This window comes from Ottowia thiooxydans DSM 14619 (assembly GCF_000422885.1).
Lineage (GTDB): Bacteria > Pseudomonadota > Gammaproteobacteria > Burkholderiales > Burkholderiaceae_C > Ottowia > Ottowia thiooxydans.
The window spans coordinates 357,914-374,788 of record NZ_AUGX01000009.1 but is presented as its reverse complement, the minus strand read 5'-3'; the positions used below and the strand labels follow the sequence as shown (position 1 = coordinate 374,788).

At 58.5% G+C, this 16,875-nt stretch carries 11 protein-coding genes; 1 reads left to right on the top strand and 10 read right to left on the bottom strand.

Going from position 1 to position 16,875, the window contains the following annotated elements:
* The first annotated feature begins 290 nt into the window (after positions 1–290).
* Positions 291–4,241 carry a methyltransferase domain-containing protein gene (locus G518_RS0107630; RefSeq protein WP_028602018.1) on the top strand — a complete coding sequence of 1,317 codons (3,951 nt, stop codon included), beginning with the start codon at positions 291–293 and terminating at the stop codon, positions 4,239–4,241.
* 148 nt (positions 4,242–4,389) lie between these two features.
* Here the strand turns inward: G518_RS0107630 and G518_RS0107625 are convergent, their stop codons facing one another.
* From G518_RS0107625 to G518_RS0107575, 10 genes are all read right to left on the bottom strand, one after another.
* Positions 4,390–5,268: an SAM-dependent methyltransferase gene (locus G518_RS0107625; RefSeq protein WP_028602017.1), complete on the bottom strand. Its 879-nt coding sequence runs from the start codon at positions 5,266–5,268 to the stop codon at positions 4,390–4,392.
* 86 nt (positions 5,269–5,354) lie between these two features.
* Positions 5,355–6,644, bottom strand: a complete 1,290-nt coding sequence (locus G518_RS0107620; RefSeq protein WP_028602016.1) for an ABC transporter ATP-binding protein — start codon at positions 6,642–6,644, stop codon at positions 5,355–5,357.
* 11 nt (positions 6,645–6,655) lie between these two features.
* Positions 6,656–7,468, bottom strand: a complete 813-nt coding sequence (locus G518_RS0107615; protein WP_036593833.1) for an ABC transporter permease — start codon at positions 7,466–7,468, stop codon at positions 6,656–6,658.
* Between the two features lie 93 nt (positions 7,469–7,561).
* Positions 7,562–8,509: a peptidylprolyl isomerase gene (locus tag G518_RS0107610; RefSeq protein WP_028602014.1), complete on the bottom strand. Its 948-nt coding sequence runs from the start codon at positions 8,507–8,509 to the stop codon at positions 7,562–7,564.
* A 320-nt stretch (positions 8,510–8,829) separates the two neighbouring features.
* Positions 8,830–10,554 (bottom strand): hypothetical protein, encoded by a 1,725-nt coding sequence (locus tag G518_RS0107600; RefSeq protein WP_028602012.1) that lies wholly within the window; start codon positions 10,552–10,554, stop codon positions 8,830–8,832.
* 177 nt (positions 10,555–10,731) lie between these two features.
* The gene (locus G518_RS38345) at positions 10,732–11,172 is read right to left on the bottom strand and encodes a DUF4864 domain-containing protein (protein WP_051236195.1); all 441 of its coding nucleotides are present in this window, start codon (positions 11,170–11,172) and stop codon (positions 10,732–10,734) included.
* A gap of 687 nt (positions 11,173–11,859) precedes the next feature.
* Entirely contained in the window at positions 11,860–14,283 is a 2,424-nt protein-coding gene (gene gspD / locus G518_RS34295; RefSeq protein ID WP_156909314.1) for a type II secretion system secretin GspD, read from the bottom strand.
* 172 nt (positions 14,284–14,455) lie between these two features.
* Positions 14,456–15,178 carry a hypothetical protein gene (locus G518_RS38340; RefSeq protein ID WP_051236194.1) on the bottom strand — a complete coding sequence of 241 codons (723 nt, stop codon included), beginning with the start codon at positions 15,176–15,178 and terminating at the stop codon, positions 14,456–14,458.
* Positions 15,175–15,750, bottom strand: coding sequence for a type II secretion system protein GspM (gene gspM, locus G518_RS34285; protein ID WP_051236192.1), 576 nt, complete (start codon positions 15,748–15,750; stop codon positions 15,175–15,177). Before gspM ends, G518_RS38340 begins: the two co-directional genes overlap by 4 nt.
* Positions 15,747–16,868, bottom strand: coding sequence for a PilN domain-containing protein (locus G518_RS0107575; protein WP_028602011.1), 1,122 nt, complete (start codon positions 16,866–16,868; stop codon positions 15,747–15,749). The genes gspM and G518_RS0107575 overlap by 4 nt, the downstream gene beginning before the upstream one ends.
* Between the last annotated feature and the right edge of the window lie 7 nt (positions 16,869–16,875).

Below are 16,875 nucleotides of genomic sequence, written 5' to 3'. Positions count from 1 at the left end.
CGGTGCTCAGTTTAGGCCTGTCGCTGTGTTTTTCTTAATAGGTCGGCAGCTTTATGTTTTGTAACAAAGCATGCGCAAAACCCCGTGGGCAGGGTCGAAACCGAAAAGCCGTGCATGGTAGCATCAGACACTTACCCTGGGGAAATAGCGCAAGATAACAAGTTTCGGCGCCCTCAGGAGTCTCACGGAGGAGCACCGAGAGCGAAATCGGTACCAGCGAGTGGTTTTCGCCGGATTCGCAAATCCACAGGCTCCTGGTCGTTCTCCGTTCTTCGGCATTGAAGATTCTCATGGCGCTATCTCCTCTTCCGCTGCATATCTACGAGCGGCAAATCGATTCCCGCGAACGAAGCTCCCTCTCGGTTCTAGCCGGCCATATTCCTCCTGACGCACGAATACTCGATCTCGGATGCGGCAGCGGGGCCGTGGGGCGCTATTTGAAGGAAAAGAGCGGCAGCGTCAATATTGATGGCTTGACCATCAGCTCGGACGAGGCAAGATTGGCCGCAGCGCACTATCGCCGGGTCGAAGTCGCCGATCTCGATACCGTGCAGCTTGTTGAGCTGTTCGAGCCCGCTAGCTACGACATCATCATTTGCGCCGATGTGCTTGAGCACATCCGCCACCCAGATCGGGTGCTGGCTGAATGCAAGGGGCTACTGGCTCCTGGCGGGCGCGTTCTGCTTTCTATTCCGAACGTAGCCTATACCGGCCTGATCGCTGAATTGATGGCTGGCGAATTCCTCTATCGCCCCGAAGGCCTGCTGGATGAAACCCATGTCCATTTCTTCACGCGCCAAAGCCTGAAGAGGTTCCTGGCCGAGCAAGGCTGGGCGGCGGAACACCTGGAAACCATTGATCGCCAACTGCCGGAATCCGAATTCCGATCATCCTTCGACGCCCTGCCCCCCAACGTGGCGCGGCATTTGCTGGCCCTGCCCGATGCGCTGACCTATCAGTTCATCGCCATCGTCCGGCCACTGGCCGCAGGCGAGCAGCTAAGCACCGTAGACCGCCAGGCTCCTTCCCCCGCCCTGCCAGCGCACGCCTTCTTCACGGCCGAGCTTTTCCTCGGTACCGAAGGCGAGAACTCATCAACTGCCTACGCCCAACAGGACAAAATCAGCGCTGCGGGCATCATAGGGAAATCGCACCAGACGCTGCGCTTTGATTTACCAACGGCGCCCATCGTTCGCACCCTCCGGCTTGATCCGGCCGACCGTCCCGGTTTCGTGCATTTCCACGCCATGCGTTTGTTCGCGGCCGACGGCACACGCCTTTGGCAATGGCGAGGAGAAGAGGCAACCCTGCTCACCGGCGCCCCTCACCAGGAAATACTGTTCCGCCCGCTGGGCGATGTGTCGCCCACGCTGCTCGCGCTGCTGCATGGAAGCGACCCCTGGGTAGAGCTGCCAATCACCGCGCCGGTGACTGCTGCAGCCGCCGGAGGGCACCTGGAGATAGACATGGGCTGGCCTATGTCGGCGGACTATCTCGCGCTCTCCAGCGCCGTGACCGAATTCGAGACGAGAACACGAGCCGCAGAGCGCAGAGTTACCCTGACCAGGGAAGAGCTGCAAGCGGCGCAAAACCTCGAACGGGAAGAGCTGCAGGCGAGCCAGCAACTGGAACTCACACGAATTCACCGCGAGTTGGGCGAGCAGGTTGAACGCGAACGCTCAGAAATCGCAGAGCAGCACCACCGTGATCTGGCTCAGCTCCACGAGCAGTTCGGCGCCCAGCACGAGCAGTTGGCCACACGGCATGCTGAAGAACTCGCCCAAGTGCGACGCTCCCTCACAGATCAAAGCAACGAGCTACGCAACCAGAAGCTGCAGCTGCATGCGATTGGTGCGCAGCGAGATGAAGCGATCCAGCACATTCAATTTCTCGAAAACTCTACTGTCTTTCGGGTCAGCCGACCGCTGGTACGCGCCAAAATGAAAATGGATCGATTGCTTGGCCGAGGCCCGGCACCAGAGGGCGCCCCATTAGAGAAGGCCGCACAAGCCCTCATTCCGGCAGACCACCCGGTTGACGTCATTGTTCCGGTCTATAGGGGCTTGTCTGATACGCAATGCTGCGTGCTCTCAGTGCTGCGCTCTGAGTGCCGCACTCCGTGGCGGCTCATCATCATTAACGATGCCAGTCCTGAGCCAGAGGTCACAGCGTGGCTACGAGAGATCGCAGCCACGGACAGCCGCATCGAATTGCTGGAAAACGAAAGCAATCTGGGGTTCGTGGGTACTGTCAACCGCGGGATGGCGCTTTCAGGCACGAATGACACACTGCTTCTCAACAGCGATGCCGAAGTGGCCAATGACTGGCTCGACCGTATCCGCGCTGCCGCCTACTGCGATCAGCGAATAGCCTCCGTCACGCCCTTCTCGAACAACGCCACGATTTGCAGCTACCCGCGCTTTTGTGCCGACAACGAGTTGCCTGAAGGCTGGGACACCGCACGGCTAGATGCACTGTTCGCACGCACCAATCCTGGCCAGGTGGTCGATGTACCTACTGGCATTGGCTTTTGCATGTACATCCGCCGTGATGCGTTGCAAGCGGTGGGCTTATTCGATGTAGAGAACTTCGGCAAGGGCTACGGCGAAGAGAACGATTTTTGCGTTCGCGCTTCGGATGCCGGGTGGCGAAATCTTCATGTGCTCGACACCTTTGTGCGCCATGCCGGAGGCGTCAGCTTCGGAGCTTCCAAAAGCCCGCGCGAGCAGGCCGCCATGGAAACCCTCCGCCGGCTACATCCGCGCTACGAAGGCGATGTCATGCGCTTTCTCAAGGTCGATCCCGCGCACGCGGCGCGCCTTGCGGCCGATTTAGCACGTATCAGGGATGGCCATCGACCCGTCATTCTTGCTGTGCTGCACGACCGCCAGGGCGGTACGGAGAGGCATGTGCACGAACTGGCCTCAGTGCTGCGAGAGCGCGCCCAGTTCCTGGTGCTCAGGCCTCTGCCAGGGCAGCGCGTCAGTATTCGCCTGCCAGACCCGGAAGAGAGTTTCGAGCTGATCTTCTCGTTACCAGGCGAGCAAGCAGCGTTGATCGACGCCCTGCTGCGCTTTGGCGTGCAGCATGTTCATTTCCATCATCTGCTGGGCAACGGAGAATTCGTCCGAACGCTTCCCCAGCAGTTGGGCGTGAGCTACGATTTCACGGCACACGATTACTACACCATTTGCCCCCAGATCTCCCTCACCGACCGCAGCAACGGCTATTGCGGCGAACTCGGCGTGGAGCAATGCATGACCTGCCTGGCTGATTCACCCGCCCCCGGGGGCATGGACATCATGACCTGGCGTAGCGCCCATACCAGCTTTCTCTCGGGTACCAGATTCCTGCTCGCCCCCGCACGCGATGCCATGAGCCGGGTAGCGAAGCTGGTGCCCAATGCGGCCGCTCGCGTGGTGCCGCACACCGACATCGACCACTCCGCTTTGCTGCCCGCGCCCTCGCCTGCACGGCTGGAGGGATCGCGCCCGCTAAAAATCGCCGTTATCGGTGCCCTCAGCATCATTAAGGGCGCCGACATACTTGAAGATGTCGCCATAGCAGCTGCCAAGCAAGGGGCGCAGGTCGAGTTTCATCTGATTGGGTACGGTTACCGCGCCATGCGCACACAGCCTGGCGCCCGCTTGACAGTGCACGGCCAGTACGAGGAAGAACAACTCCCCTCGCTGCTCGAATGGCTGCAACCTGACTTGATCTGGTTCCCTGCGCAATGGCCAGAGACTTATAGCTACACCCTGTCCGCGTGCCTTCTGGGTGGCTGGCCCGTGGTCGCACCAGATCTCGGCGCCTTCTCTGAGCGCCTTACCGGGCGCGCATGGACCTGGGTAATTCCGTGGAAGCAAACGCCTGCGCAATGGCTGTCATTCTTTGTGGATGTGCGCGCACGGCACTTCGCCACGGGCCAAGGACCTGCTACTCCTATGCTGCCCATCGAAACCAGCGCTCAACACGAACTCCTCGTGCATGCCAACGTGGGTGAGCCCAAGAAATGGTATGCAGGCGAATATCTGCAAGGATTGGCGGCGCCCTCCACCCCCGGCCCTGAGTTGGCCACACTTTTGCGCCAAGCGCCTTCCACGGCGCAGGTTTCGGCCGGAAGCAAGGGACTGCTGTTAACGCTGTTAGTACGTTTGCGCTCCCTCCCTGTGCTCTCAAGGGTTGCCAGGGCCATTCCCTTGCGCTGGCAGACCCGCGTCAAGAGTTGGTTGAAGAAATAGGCCCTCCTGACCTGAATCCCTGGACGGGCACTCCGCGTTCTAACGGCGTAAAAAAAAAAGCGCATGCACCAAAGACTGGAGCATGCGCTTTTCTCGTATGTGGACTACTTCTGCTTCGAAGCGACCACCTTTAGAACGTGTTCGCGATTCAAGGCCTCTGGATCACCCAGGCATCCTGGTGGTGCCAGAACCAGGTGGGTGCATGGCGAAGCAAGCTACTCGCACCGATATGTTGGGTAATTTGCGCCTCTACGAAGTCTGCGCTGGTGAAAGCCGTTCCGTATTCCTGGGCATCGATGGCGTTCGATTCACTAGAAGGCGCGAAGAAAAATCCTTCATCATCAAGGGTCACACCCTGACGGCGCACGGCCTCTGCTCCATGGGTAGTGAATACCAGCAGGCCACCGGGCGCCACACAGTCGTAAAGCCGAGTCAGCCAGCGCGACCAACTGCTTTTGGGTAAGTGACTGAACAACGAGAGCACGAACACCACCTCATAGCGTTCTGGAGTGACCAGTTCCTCGGGCCGGGCAGCCGATGCGAATGCACGCACGCCAAGCGTCTCCCGGGCGAAGTCCACGGCGTCCGTAACGACGTCAGAGGCCACCACCCGCTCTGCACCAATAGCCTTGACCAAATGGCGCGTGAAGCGGCCATGACCACTGGCAAACTCCAGAAAACTCCCCACACCAAGCAGCGGCCGACCTGCTGATTCCAGCAGCAGCATCAGCTCGGCCAGCGTGCGCCAGCCGTCTGCCAGGTAGTCGCGCAGTGGGTTGATGGACGTAGGATGGCCGTCGAAAAAGCGAAAGATGTCGTCCTGCGGCGATATCTCGCAGTTCAACCCCATCCAGTGGCCAAAGCCGTCGTCGAGCCCATGGCGTTCGATCAAATTGTGCGCTGTCAGACGAGTGCGCGCGTCCCGCCGCGCCTCGCCAAGCGCTTTGGCCGCACCTGCACTGTCACCGGCTGCCAGAAGGGCTTCACCTTGTTGCAAAGAAAGAATGGGGTCTTGTTCTTGGGTCATTTATTTAGATGTTCTAAGGCTCATTTTTGGCCCCTGCTCGAGAATCCCAGGTGAACCTGAGGTAACGAGGGAGCCTCCTTATCTCGTCATGCCCAATGATGCGGCAACTTTACCAATCCGGGCATCAGGGTCGGCATGACGAAGCTGAAATGCATGAACTGGTACCACTGGTCATACACCACGAGGCCACTCTCATCGAACAGGTAGGCGCTGATCACGTATTGCCCACTGTGCAACGGAAGCTTAGGGAAGGTGAGCACCGAACGCCAAATGCCTGGTTCGATCTCTACAGGCTTGGCACCTTCTTCATGCGTAGCCAGTGATGTAATGCCAACGCCGCGCGATTGTTCGATCATGAACCCGATGTTGGGCTGCTCCTGGCCATGCCCGCGCACCGTGATCGTGGCAACCAGGTCACGGCTGTCCAGCAATGGCGGATCGCCTTCACCGAGGTTCGCGATATCGACTGAAATGATCGTGGCCGTGGCATCGGACTGCAAGGGCTGCCGGGGAGCTGCTGAAGTAATGGCCGCACTGGCCTCGGGATCAGCGACCGCCTCCAACTGTTCAGTGGGAAGAATCAGCGCCTCTGGCGCTTGCCCTGAAGCCTCTGCAGCAGATTCTGGCGGAGCTGAAAGCAAGCGCGTGTGCATCTCGTAGGCACCCAGCACCGGCTCGGTCTCGCCAAACTGCATGACGCGCCCACCATCCAGCCAAAGCGCCACATCACAGAGTTGGCGCACGTGGTATGGACTATGCGAGCAAAACAAGATGGTGCAACCGTTGCGCCTGAATTGCTCAATTCGTTTGATGCACTTTTTCTGGAAATGCTGATCACCCACTGCCAACGCTTCATCAATGATCAGCAGATCAGGTTCCACCGCTGTCACCAGCGCGAAAGCAAGTCGCACGGCCATCCCTGACGAATACGTCTTCACCGGGCGATCGATCGCCTCTCCAATCTCAGCGAACGCAAGGATTTCAGGCTCTATGCGCGCCATCTCCGCCTGCGTGATGCCAATCAGGCTGCCACCGAAGTAGAGGTTTTGGCGCCCGGTGAAATCCGGATGAAATCCAGCGCCCAGCTCCAGGATAGCCGTAATGCGTCCGCTACGAACCACCTGCCCTTGCGATGGTTGGAGTGTTCCGGTAATCAGTTTGAGCAGCGTGCTTTTGCCCGCTCCATTGGCGCCCACCACGCCCAGGCATTGGCCGCGCTTAAGCTCGAACGACACATCGCGCAGGGCCCAATGGCTGCGGTGCAAGGCACGGCCCGTGATCAAGGCCTTCAGCCGCGCGCGCGGTGAGTCATAGATCAGGTATTCCTTGCCGAGCTTGTTGAGCTTCAATGGCACGGGATCTGCGTGCAGAGTCATCGCCGAGCCACTCATAGCCAGTCGACCAATTGGTCTCGGCTGCGCGAGAGTGCCATGTTGAGCACTAGGCCCAAGGCAGACAGCCAGATCGCCACCACACCCCACACCTCAGCCGGGGGCCACATACCCTGAAGCAATGCGGACTGATACCCCATGACAAACGCAGACATGGGGTTTAACCAAAGCACCCAGCGCCAAGGCTCCGGGAACATGGTGACTGGAAAAAGCACAGGGGAAAGAAAGATACCGATGGAAAGCAGGAATCCAACGACCTGCACGACGTCCCGAAGGGCGGCCGCAAAAATGGCCAAAAAATAGGCCAATAGAAAACACAGAAGCACCTGCAGTGCATATAGCGGCAATACCGCTGTGACCCCCAGCCCGAAGTGGTGCGCGGGTGTGTAGATAGGGATCAGCAGCAAGACTAAGGGTGAGAACACCAGCGTGCTCGCGAGAACAGCGCGCGCCGGAAAAATAGCGGGTGGCAGCGGGTTTTTCTGCAGCATGCCGCCTGCATCCAGGAGGCTACTCATTCCGCGCTGTGTGGCGTCTGCAAAGGCCATCCAGGGCAGCATGCCCACGATCAGGTAGGCCCCAACGCGGCTAGTGGGCGCATGCTCGCCAAGACGCATGGAGAAAACGACGTCAAACACGAGGTAATAGGCAAAAACCGTTAACAGCGGGGGCAGCCATGCCCAAAGAATGCCACCAACCGAGCCTGCGTTGCGTGCCTCGAACTCACGGCGTGTAAGCACGCCCACCAGGCGACGTAAACTCCATAGTGCGCGAAAATCCTCGCCCAGACTGCTTAATATATGCATCATGGTTTTATCGCCTCTTCTTTAATCGGGGAGGCTCACGATTCTTTTGCAATCCCAACTCAGCTCTTCATCTCAACGGAGAAAGGGCTCTAACAATTACTTGGCAGTAGGTGCACGCACCAAGGCTAATATCGCCGCCTCGTTGGGCTGCGCTCCGGCTTGAGCTGCAGACAGCACTTGAACACGGGCTCTAGCGGTTAATTGTGCTTTCGTTTCCGCCACCATTTCGGCGCGGCGGCGCTCGAATCCGGTAAGGGTTTTACGCTCGATCAGTTGGATGATGTGATAGCCGTCAGCGGATTTAACAACTCCGCTGATCTGGCCTGGTGCGGTCAGCTCAGCGGCCGCTGATTCAAATGCAGTCCGGTCCGGGCCTAGTTCAAAAGGCTTCTGAAGCTCACCGCCCCTGGCACCGCTGCCTTGATCGGTTGATTCAGCGCGAGCCAGCTCTTCAAAAACTGCGCCAGCCTTGAGCTGGGCCAACAAATTATCTGCCTTCGCTTTGGCTTGCTCATCTGGCAACGACGGGGAAGGCTCCAGCATGATGTGGCGAACCCTCAACTGGATCGTATCGCGAACGCTGGCGTTCTGTACTTCATACACTGAGCGCGCATATTGCTCAATTTGCTGAGGAGTCGGCAGCCGAGCTTCCGCCTGGCTGGTTGCCCAGAGATCGGCCAGCGCTTGTTCGCGCTCGGTGCCAGTAAGCCCGGCGACTTCAGGCTTCTGATCAAACCCTTGTTGGCGTGCCTGCCGAGCCAAGGTTTGACGGGAGTATATGGAGAGCGCCATCTGCTCAATGTTCTGAGGCTTTGAAAAGAAACTTTCGCGCAGGCTGACCGGCACAGATCGCTCTACAGCGGCGAGCAACTGCGAAGCGGTAACTTCACCACCTGGGCCACGCAGGATGACCGCGTCTTCGCCACTGGCCGCAGTCGCAGTCGCGGGTGCAGGTGTAGAGGAAGTAGGTTGCGCTGTGACTACAGCGGAAAACAAGGCTGCAGCAGCGAATAACAGGGAAGAAAAACGTTTATGAATAAGCATCAAAATTTCAGCATCCGGAGATAAACCCCGATCGCCTTGTTCTGGCTGGGATTACCTGAGCCGACAAGTTGTCCTGCCTCGTGCGTTAACAGCCTAAGGGCCAGAGGCATTCCCCTTTATGCGCACAATTAAGACATCAGCCTCACTGCTGAGATTCGAGATTGGATTTCAAAAGCACGAGTATACGCGCCGCGCTCTGCCTGAACGTTCACGTATTCGTAAGCATTAGCGAACACGAAAAAAAAGCGGAGGTTGCCCTCCGCTTTAATCAAAAGCTTGAATTGGGCTGCACCTTGCGGTGCAGCTTCATTCAAATGCGCTTAAGGAGTCACCACTGGTGGAACGATTTCCGCAGCAGGACCTGAAGGACGCTTGTAGCGGTGCGTGATCGCATCGCCAAAGTTACCAGCACCCGCGCCACTGCCGGCCTTGAAGGTGTTAGCAGCGTAACCGATCACAGGCAAACCACCAGCATAAGTGCGTGGGGGAGTACCGATAGTCACAGCAGGTGGCAGGCTCACAGCCATCCAACCAGCGCCGCCAGCAGGCAGGCTCGTAGCTGGGATGTTGTTAGTGGTCAACGAAGCGTTCAGAGCACGGTTCATCGAGTCACCGAAGGTCAACACTGCGACTTCGCCGCAGAAGCCTTGGGTTTCACCGGCTGGCGTACCTGGCGACCATTCGCCGCTGATACGGATGGTGATCTCGCCTTCTTCACGGTTGAAGGCATTGTATTTTGCCAAACCGTCTTTCAAGCAGAGCATCGAACCATACTGAACGTCGCCGAACTTACGTGTCTTGATCGTGGTACCACCGCCGTAGTAGAACACCGAAGATTGGGTGTTGTACACAGCTGAAGGAGTACCAGACAAGCCACCGTAGTTCACCACAGCGTGGTAACGACGTGTTGGTTGCGAGAACACCCAGTCAGTAGAGAACTCAACACCGTTGCTGGTGCCGGAAGTCCACTCGTTCATCACAGCCGTAGTAGCCAGCGAAGCGCTCAGAGCGCCCGACTGAGTCGGAGCGTACTGGTAGCCACTGACGTAAGGCGTAGACAGGTCAGGCAAGTCGAACGGAAGGATTTCGACAAGCTTGCTACCACCGTTGCCAACAGTAGTGATCAGTGGATCAGCTGTTTCGGCGAGGTGAGTACGAGTGCCTGTGAGAATCTCTTGCGACCACACCAGATCTGGATCTGTTGGGAAGTTCGGAGCAGAAGCACCGATCTGTGGCGCGAAGAACAGACGAGCAGTCGAAGGCACTGCTGGACCAGCTTCTTGGGATTGGAGAGCCACAATCGCGGAGTTAGGACCACCGTAGGAGGTCACGTTCGCCGAGTTGTAGATCGTCCAGTTACCCATCAGACCACCAGTAGGAGCTGTCAGGCCGTAGGCCGATGCTTCTGTGGTGTTCATTGTCGAATATGGATCCATCAGGAAATCCATCTCGGTCTGCGTGCAAGGTGCCACACCGTTTTTGTGCTTGACAGCAGCGTACAGTGTAGAGCCCTTGCGGATGTCGGCCATAGTCAGCCACTCAACATAACCTTCTTGAGTGTGCGCAGCTTTGGCTTCGGCCGTCAGCTTAGGATCAAGACGGGTAGGCGTGAAAGGCTGGCCTTCACCACCAGTGTTGGCAGCGTTCGGGATACCAGGCAGTACGCATGATGTATCAGGCGTGATCAGACGCGAGTAACCATCAGAACCTTCTGTGACGGATGCAGTCCAGACGTCACCAGGTGACAGCAGAACTGTAAAGTCAAGAATATCGTCTGAGTTGGCAGCGCCACGGAAACGAACTTTGACAGCTTTACCGTTCAGGGTATCCGTGTTCACAACAGACAGCAGCGTACCAGTTTGGTTAGCTGTGTTGAAGTAAGGAGTAACCAGAATGTGACCAACGCCAGTGTCGGTAGACGCGCTCAGTGTTTGTGCCGGCGCGAGTGCGACGTCTTGAGCAACCCACACAGCGTGTGCAGCACCAGAGAACCCCAGGCCCCCAAGAGCGGCTACAGCGCCGAGTGCCAATAAGCTTTTCTTCATAGCTATGACTCCATTAAAAAGGTAATTGCAAGGACCAAGCCAGTTCTTGGAATGCTCGGTTATCGTAGCACGGCTTGAGATTTAGATTCAATCGGATTCTCTGGCTAGTCAACGTACTGTTTTGTTTATGCAACATTTGCACGACACCAAGAGCGCGAGTTCACTTGACAAAAGGCTTCAGAGCTTCTCAAAGAACCACCACTGCCCACCGTCACGAACCCACACTTCGCTATGATAACCCACGACTTCGGGAATCGTCTGTGAAAAACGTGGAATGTTGATCGCAGTGGTCAATCGGACTCGAACGGTGCAACGCGCCGCCTCACAGGTGGCCTCGTGTATCTGCGCACCCTTCCACGAGCCGGCACTACCAAAGCGTTGTTTATACGCCTCAGGCGTCACAACCGCCCTGAAACCGGGCTGCGCATAGCTGTATGCCTTGTCGAAATCTCGCTTCACCAGGGAGTCCCAACGGGCCTCTGCACGGGCGCGAACCTCTTCCTCGGGCGTTTTCGGGCTGAAGCCGGCGCAGCCTGCCACCAAGGCGCCCGCTAAAACGGCGGTAGAAGCCAACAGGGTACGGCGGCGCGACAAGGCAGAGATAGTTACAAATGACATCGGGAAAAGCTCCTCAGGGAGATGGTTAACGAGGTTGAATGGCGCCCAGCTAGAAAAGCCAGCGGGGGTAAGACCATCCATTTGGTCATGAAGTTCACTCAGGAAATCAAAGGCTGAAGATATCTACAGACACACCCTCAGCCCACTACCCCGAGCGTAACGTACAGACCTCAGGCAACATAGTTAGGGCACTGTTGTTTTAACTCACTGCGCCCCGAACAAGTCGCCAATGACGGAAGAAGACAAACCTTGCGGACAGCCCGTCAATGTAACCGTAAGAGCCATTCTGTGCTTTGTAGACAACAGCTGTAACCCGCGTTTGGGGGCCACGCCGTCGAGCCGTGCGAGCCCAGAGGGGGTTTCATCGTGACGAGCCAAGTGCAGCGCCACCAGGAGCACCCTTACCCGTCAGCTCCTCGAGTGAGATAAATCTCAGAACGCTCGGGAATCCGGCCTTCCTCTCGTACGCTGACCTTCAGCAAAACTTGAGCTGGACTCTTGATCCTGTACGGTGATGTATTAACCGTTCGCCCTGAGATTGTCGAAGGGCTTAAACCATTCCCACGGCGAACGGAATTCAAACTTCATAAGGCCGCATCGAAAGTAACGCATCACATTTTCTGACACTTACTCTGTGACAAGTATTGCACTTCACTTTCGAATCCGCCGGTATTTTCCAGAGACTTATTAAGGAGATGATTTAACCGGATTGGGGACCAAGGTGGAAATACCAGAGGCAGTGAGGCCACCCATACGGTCACGAAGTTCACGGCTTATGGCACGGACATCTTCATCCGATCGCACCACGCGGGGTGTAAAGATCACGAGCAACTCGGTTCGGGAGCTTTTCTTCTCTTGCTTACCAAACAGGCCTCCAATAATGGGAATGGAGGAAAGCACGGGCAAGCCGCTGCTACCCGTAGAGGCATTGTCTTTTATGAGACCACCGAGCACCACGGTGTCACCAGAGCGCACCGCCACCTGCGACTGGATCTGTCGTTGCGTGAATTTGGGTTGTTGGGTGGCCGTGTCACCGTTCAGCACGTCGGTTACTTGCTGATTGATATCGAGCGTGACCAGATCACCCGCATTGACCGAAGGCGTCACGCCCAGCATGACGCCTGTATCCCTATATTGAATGTTGCCCGTGGTCGTCACAGTGCCCGTGACAATGCCACCGCCCACGTTGACAGGCTCCTGGGTGCCCACGCTAATATTGGCTGCATGGTTGTCCAGCACCAGCAAAGAAGGGCTGGATATGACTTTGACAAGCGACTTTTGAGCAAGCGCGCTAAGTATCCCCTTGATCCCGGCCGCTGTGTTACCGAGGGCGTAGCTAAAGCCGGCGCCAGCTCCCACACTGGGGAAACTGAAGCTCGTAGAACCTGCGGGCAACGGGATGCCAACCGTGCCGTTATTGAGCATGCCGGTGCCGCGATACGAGGTACCACCTATTCCGTTATTGAATGCCCATTGCAGGCCGTACTCCAGGCCATCGCCCAGTGACACTTCGACAATGGTGGCTTCGATGAGTACCTGAGCGCGTTGAATATCCAGTCGCTTCAGCGTGGTTTCTATGCGCTCATATTCAGAAGGCTTGGCATGGATGAGCAGCGTGTTATTGATGCGGTCCGCCATGACGCGCACCGATTGGCCCAACATGGTGGTTCCGCTGACAGTAGCGCGCTGCTGGTTGGAAGGCACGTTGCGGTTGAGCGGATTGGCTCCGAAAGCAGCGCCACCAAAGCCGGAAGTGCCGAATCCACCGCCGCCGCCGCCGAAACCACCACCGCCACCCAGACCACCAAAGCCTCCGGAGGTGTTACTGGTAGTACCCAAGCCAGGCGCCACGCCTGTGGCACCCGTTCCACCTGTGCCGGCCGCGGTGCCACCGTAAATACCATTGAGCAGCTCGGCCAGATGGTCGGAAGAGCCGTTCTGCACTTTATAGACGAACAGCTGAGGTTCTGCGCTGTTCATGTTGGGGCGGTCAAACTGTTCGATCCAATAGCGGATCTCATCCAGATAGGAAGACCGCGGTGTCACCACGAGCACGGCATTGATACGCTCAATAGCCATCACGCGCACGGCGCCAAACAATGGACTGCCCTCTCCCAGTGCATTGGCGCCGACGGGGGGCTGTGCGGCAGCAGCTGCGGCGGCAGCCCCACCAGCGCCCGCGCCAGGCCGAACCCCTGTGGGCTGAGCCCCGGCGCCCCGGTTACCGGCGGCGCCCTGTGCGGCAGCTGCGGGTGGGGTAGTGCCCGTGGGGGTGGTTCCGGAAAGCATCTGGAGCGCGGTTTGCACTTCAGCTGGCGAGGTGTGCTTGAGGGGAAACACTCCGACAGACATCCCGCGCAGGATGTTGACGTCAAAGGTATTCACCAGATCCAACCATCCTTCGGCTTCCGCCCGGGTGCCCTTCATGACCAGCACGTTGCGCATGGTGTCTACGCGCACCACGGAACCGGCCTTGACCAATGGCTGCAAAATATTGGCCATTTCCTGCGCGCCAAGATATTCCAGCGGAATGACGATGGCGCCGTACCCTGGCGGCAAGGGTCCATTACCTGCCACGCGCGGGGCAGCCACGATGGAGCTCAGGGCGTCCGGGGTACCGACGTGATAGGTGCCGCGTGCATCGCGCGCCAGAACCACACCGTTGATCTGCAGCGCACTTTCAAGCAGGTTAAACGCCTTGTCAGCGCTGATGGGAGCGCGCGTGACAAGCGTAATCGTGCCAGGCAACGGAGGATGGGCCACGTAATCGACCTTCAGAAGATCGCGAAGCATGAGCTGCACGACCTCGGCCGTGGGTGCATCCTGAAAATTGAAGCTGGTGGGCTGCCCCTTGATGGTGCCCGGCCCGGCGCTAACCCCCTTCAGGAGCTGATCATTGCCACGAATGATGACGGGTGCGGCATCGGTTTCTTCTTGTTTGGGTTTGGGCTCGGCCTTCCTGGCAGAGGAAGCGGCAGGCCACTGAGGCAAGGGCGCGGCAGCTAATTCAGTCGCGGCGGGCATAACGGCTGGCGCCGAACCGGGCTGGGTGGCGCAACCAGCCAGCAGTGTGAGGGCTAGCAAGGAAAGGGAGGAGCGTTGTGGATGCATCTGTGAACCTATTAGCAACGGGGGCTTCACTCTGAGAGCCCCGAAGGCCGGGGCAAACCCAGCCACCTACCCTTGGAGGGCAGGAAAACCTGTAACGGCAAGGCGTTATCGTCGACCAACTTCATAGCCCTTGTGTGAACGCCACTGTCCGTCATGTAAGCACTGGAATAACTCATGGCCCCCAAGATCCCCTGATCCGAGGTGGAGAAGGAGCATCGGTAGCCGAATTGCTGGAAGGCGAAGCGCCCGGTGGCGCGGCCGGTGGAGCCGGCGTTGCCGGAGGAAGTCCCATTCCCGGGAGTTGAGACATGAGAGAAGGCGGTGCTGGGCGCGCCGTGGGGCTGGTTCGCGCAGGTGCTGGCCTGGCTCCGGGCGTGGCCGTTGGGCTCGCAGCTGCAGTCTTCGGCGCAGCACCCGCGGCCAGCGGCAAGGGAACTACGCGCTCTTCGTCACCTTTTTCAAAAACTGCTTCGTTGCTACGCACACGGCGCAAAGTCCATTCACCAATTTGCTCACCGCTACGCACAAAACGAGACTTGCCTTCGACTTCAGCCAGCACCCCACGGAGTCCCGGCCCATTAATGGTGCCGAACATCTTGACCTTGTCGAGCTCAATGGGCGGGACCACCGGCGCGGACGGTGCCGCTTCAGGGGCAGGAGGTGGCGGTGGACGCCGGCCGGCTGTAAAAAGCGGCCGCTCCACAATCTGCGCAAACGCGGCAGCGGACTCAGGATGCGGGCGCAACAAGGCCGCACGTGCGTCATCAAGATTAGGAGGCTGGGCTTTAGGCGGCTCCCAACGGTTGGCGCCTCCGAAACCAGCCCACAACAAACCAAGGGCAATGGCCAACAACAGGTTAATCCCAAGCAGCAAGGAAGTAACGCGGCGGTTCATGGGCGCACCTTCAGCACGAACAGATTAAGTTGTGCCACTATGTTGTTCGGACGCCCTGGTGCGGGTTGGTTAGCGAGCTGGGTGTTCTCGATAAATATGATGGGCGTCTGTGTGTTCGCGGCCATGTCACGCTGGAAGTCGCGCAGCGCAGGCAAATCGCCTTCCACGCGCATATTGAGGCCAATGCGCAGTAAGTTCCCGTCTTCGCGGGCAGGTAGCACCTGGCTGCTGGCGACTTGGAGGCCGCGTGCAGTCATCGCCGTGCGCAATTGCTGCAGCGCCGCATTCCCCGCCTGGGCAGGATCACCTTCTGCGCCGTAGGCTAGGCGTGCGAAGTTGTCCGAAAGAGCCCGCTCGGTGGTTCGTAAACGCTCGCCGCTGGCACGCAGGCCTGCCACACGCGCAAAGCGGGGCTCGAGCTGCTCCATAACGCGGGTGGCTTCATGGTGCCGTGCCACCACATAGCCGACACCGGCGATCAGCACTGCGGCCAGCAAGGCCGCACCTGCCAGAAGCCATGCATGCTCAGGGCGCAGAGATTTGCGTTTGATGGAAATTCCCTCCCCGCTCATGGTGCGACTCCTGTGCGCAACATACCGTAGACGGCAGGATCGAGCGTAAGCTCGAGCGAGAAAGACTCTTTATTGCTGTTACCAACGCGCGTGGCCGGAGATGGCGAACGCACGCCGGCAACGCCGGGTTGGTTGCCCAGGATGCGCACCAAAGCAGCTGCATCGTCGGCAATACCATTGATGGTGACTTTAGCGCCCTCCTGCCGCAGGTTGGAAAGCCAGGCACTGTCAGGAAGGGCCTTGGTGAGCATGTCAAGCACTGGCAGCGGCGCCAATTGTTGCTCGGCAAGCTTAGCAATGGTTTGCAGGCGCTCCGTCTGCTTCACCACTTCCTCCCGTTGAGCGAGTTGTGGCTTAGCCTTGATGTTCAATTGGTCAAAAGCCTGCTGCGCCTGTGCTGCTCTCAGTGTGGCCTGCACAGTGGGCGTGACCGCCACTGCAATCAGCAGAAGCAAAGCCAGTGCCAGAAGCGCTATCCGTACGCCGAGAACACGTGCAGCTCGCCGCTTGCGCTCGGCGCCGCCGTAGCCTTCGAACACCAGCGGTACGCAGGTTTCACGAGCGTTGGTGGAATTGCCGGGTAACACCCAGATTTCAGCATTGGCTGAGCTCGCCAATGCCGTGCTGCCAGCCGCGCCAGATACCTGCTCCAGACGCTTGTCGATTTCCTGTGTGGAGGTCAGCGCCACGTCTATTGACAGGGTGTCTCCCCCGGGGCCGGGCCGTGCGGCGAAGGCGCTGGCAGTGCGTTCTGGCGGAAACGGTGATATGGCGGCCACCTCAAGTGCCACCGCTCGGGCAAGATCAGCGCGCGCAAGCTGCGGCAGCACCAGTTGGCGACGCAATACCTGCTCCGGCAAGAGTTCGATAGCCAGGAGTTCACTGCCTTGATCACCGCGTGCGCTTTGCCCTTCTACAGGGTAGGCCGCCACGCCTTGCACCATGTCCCATGCGCTGGTCTGGCCGTTGGCCTGAGTCAACTGGACACGAACAACAGGCGCGAGCCATTGAAGCGCGCGCGAGCGCAGCAGCAAATCTCCAGCTGCGGACCATTGGCTTGGCCATTGGGAGATGTCCAGGCCGAAAAAACGACGTTGATCAGGGCTTGATGCAAGCATTATTGAA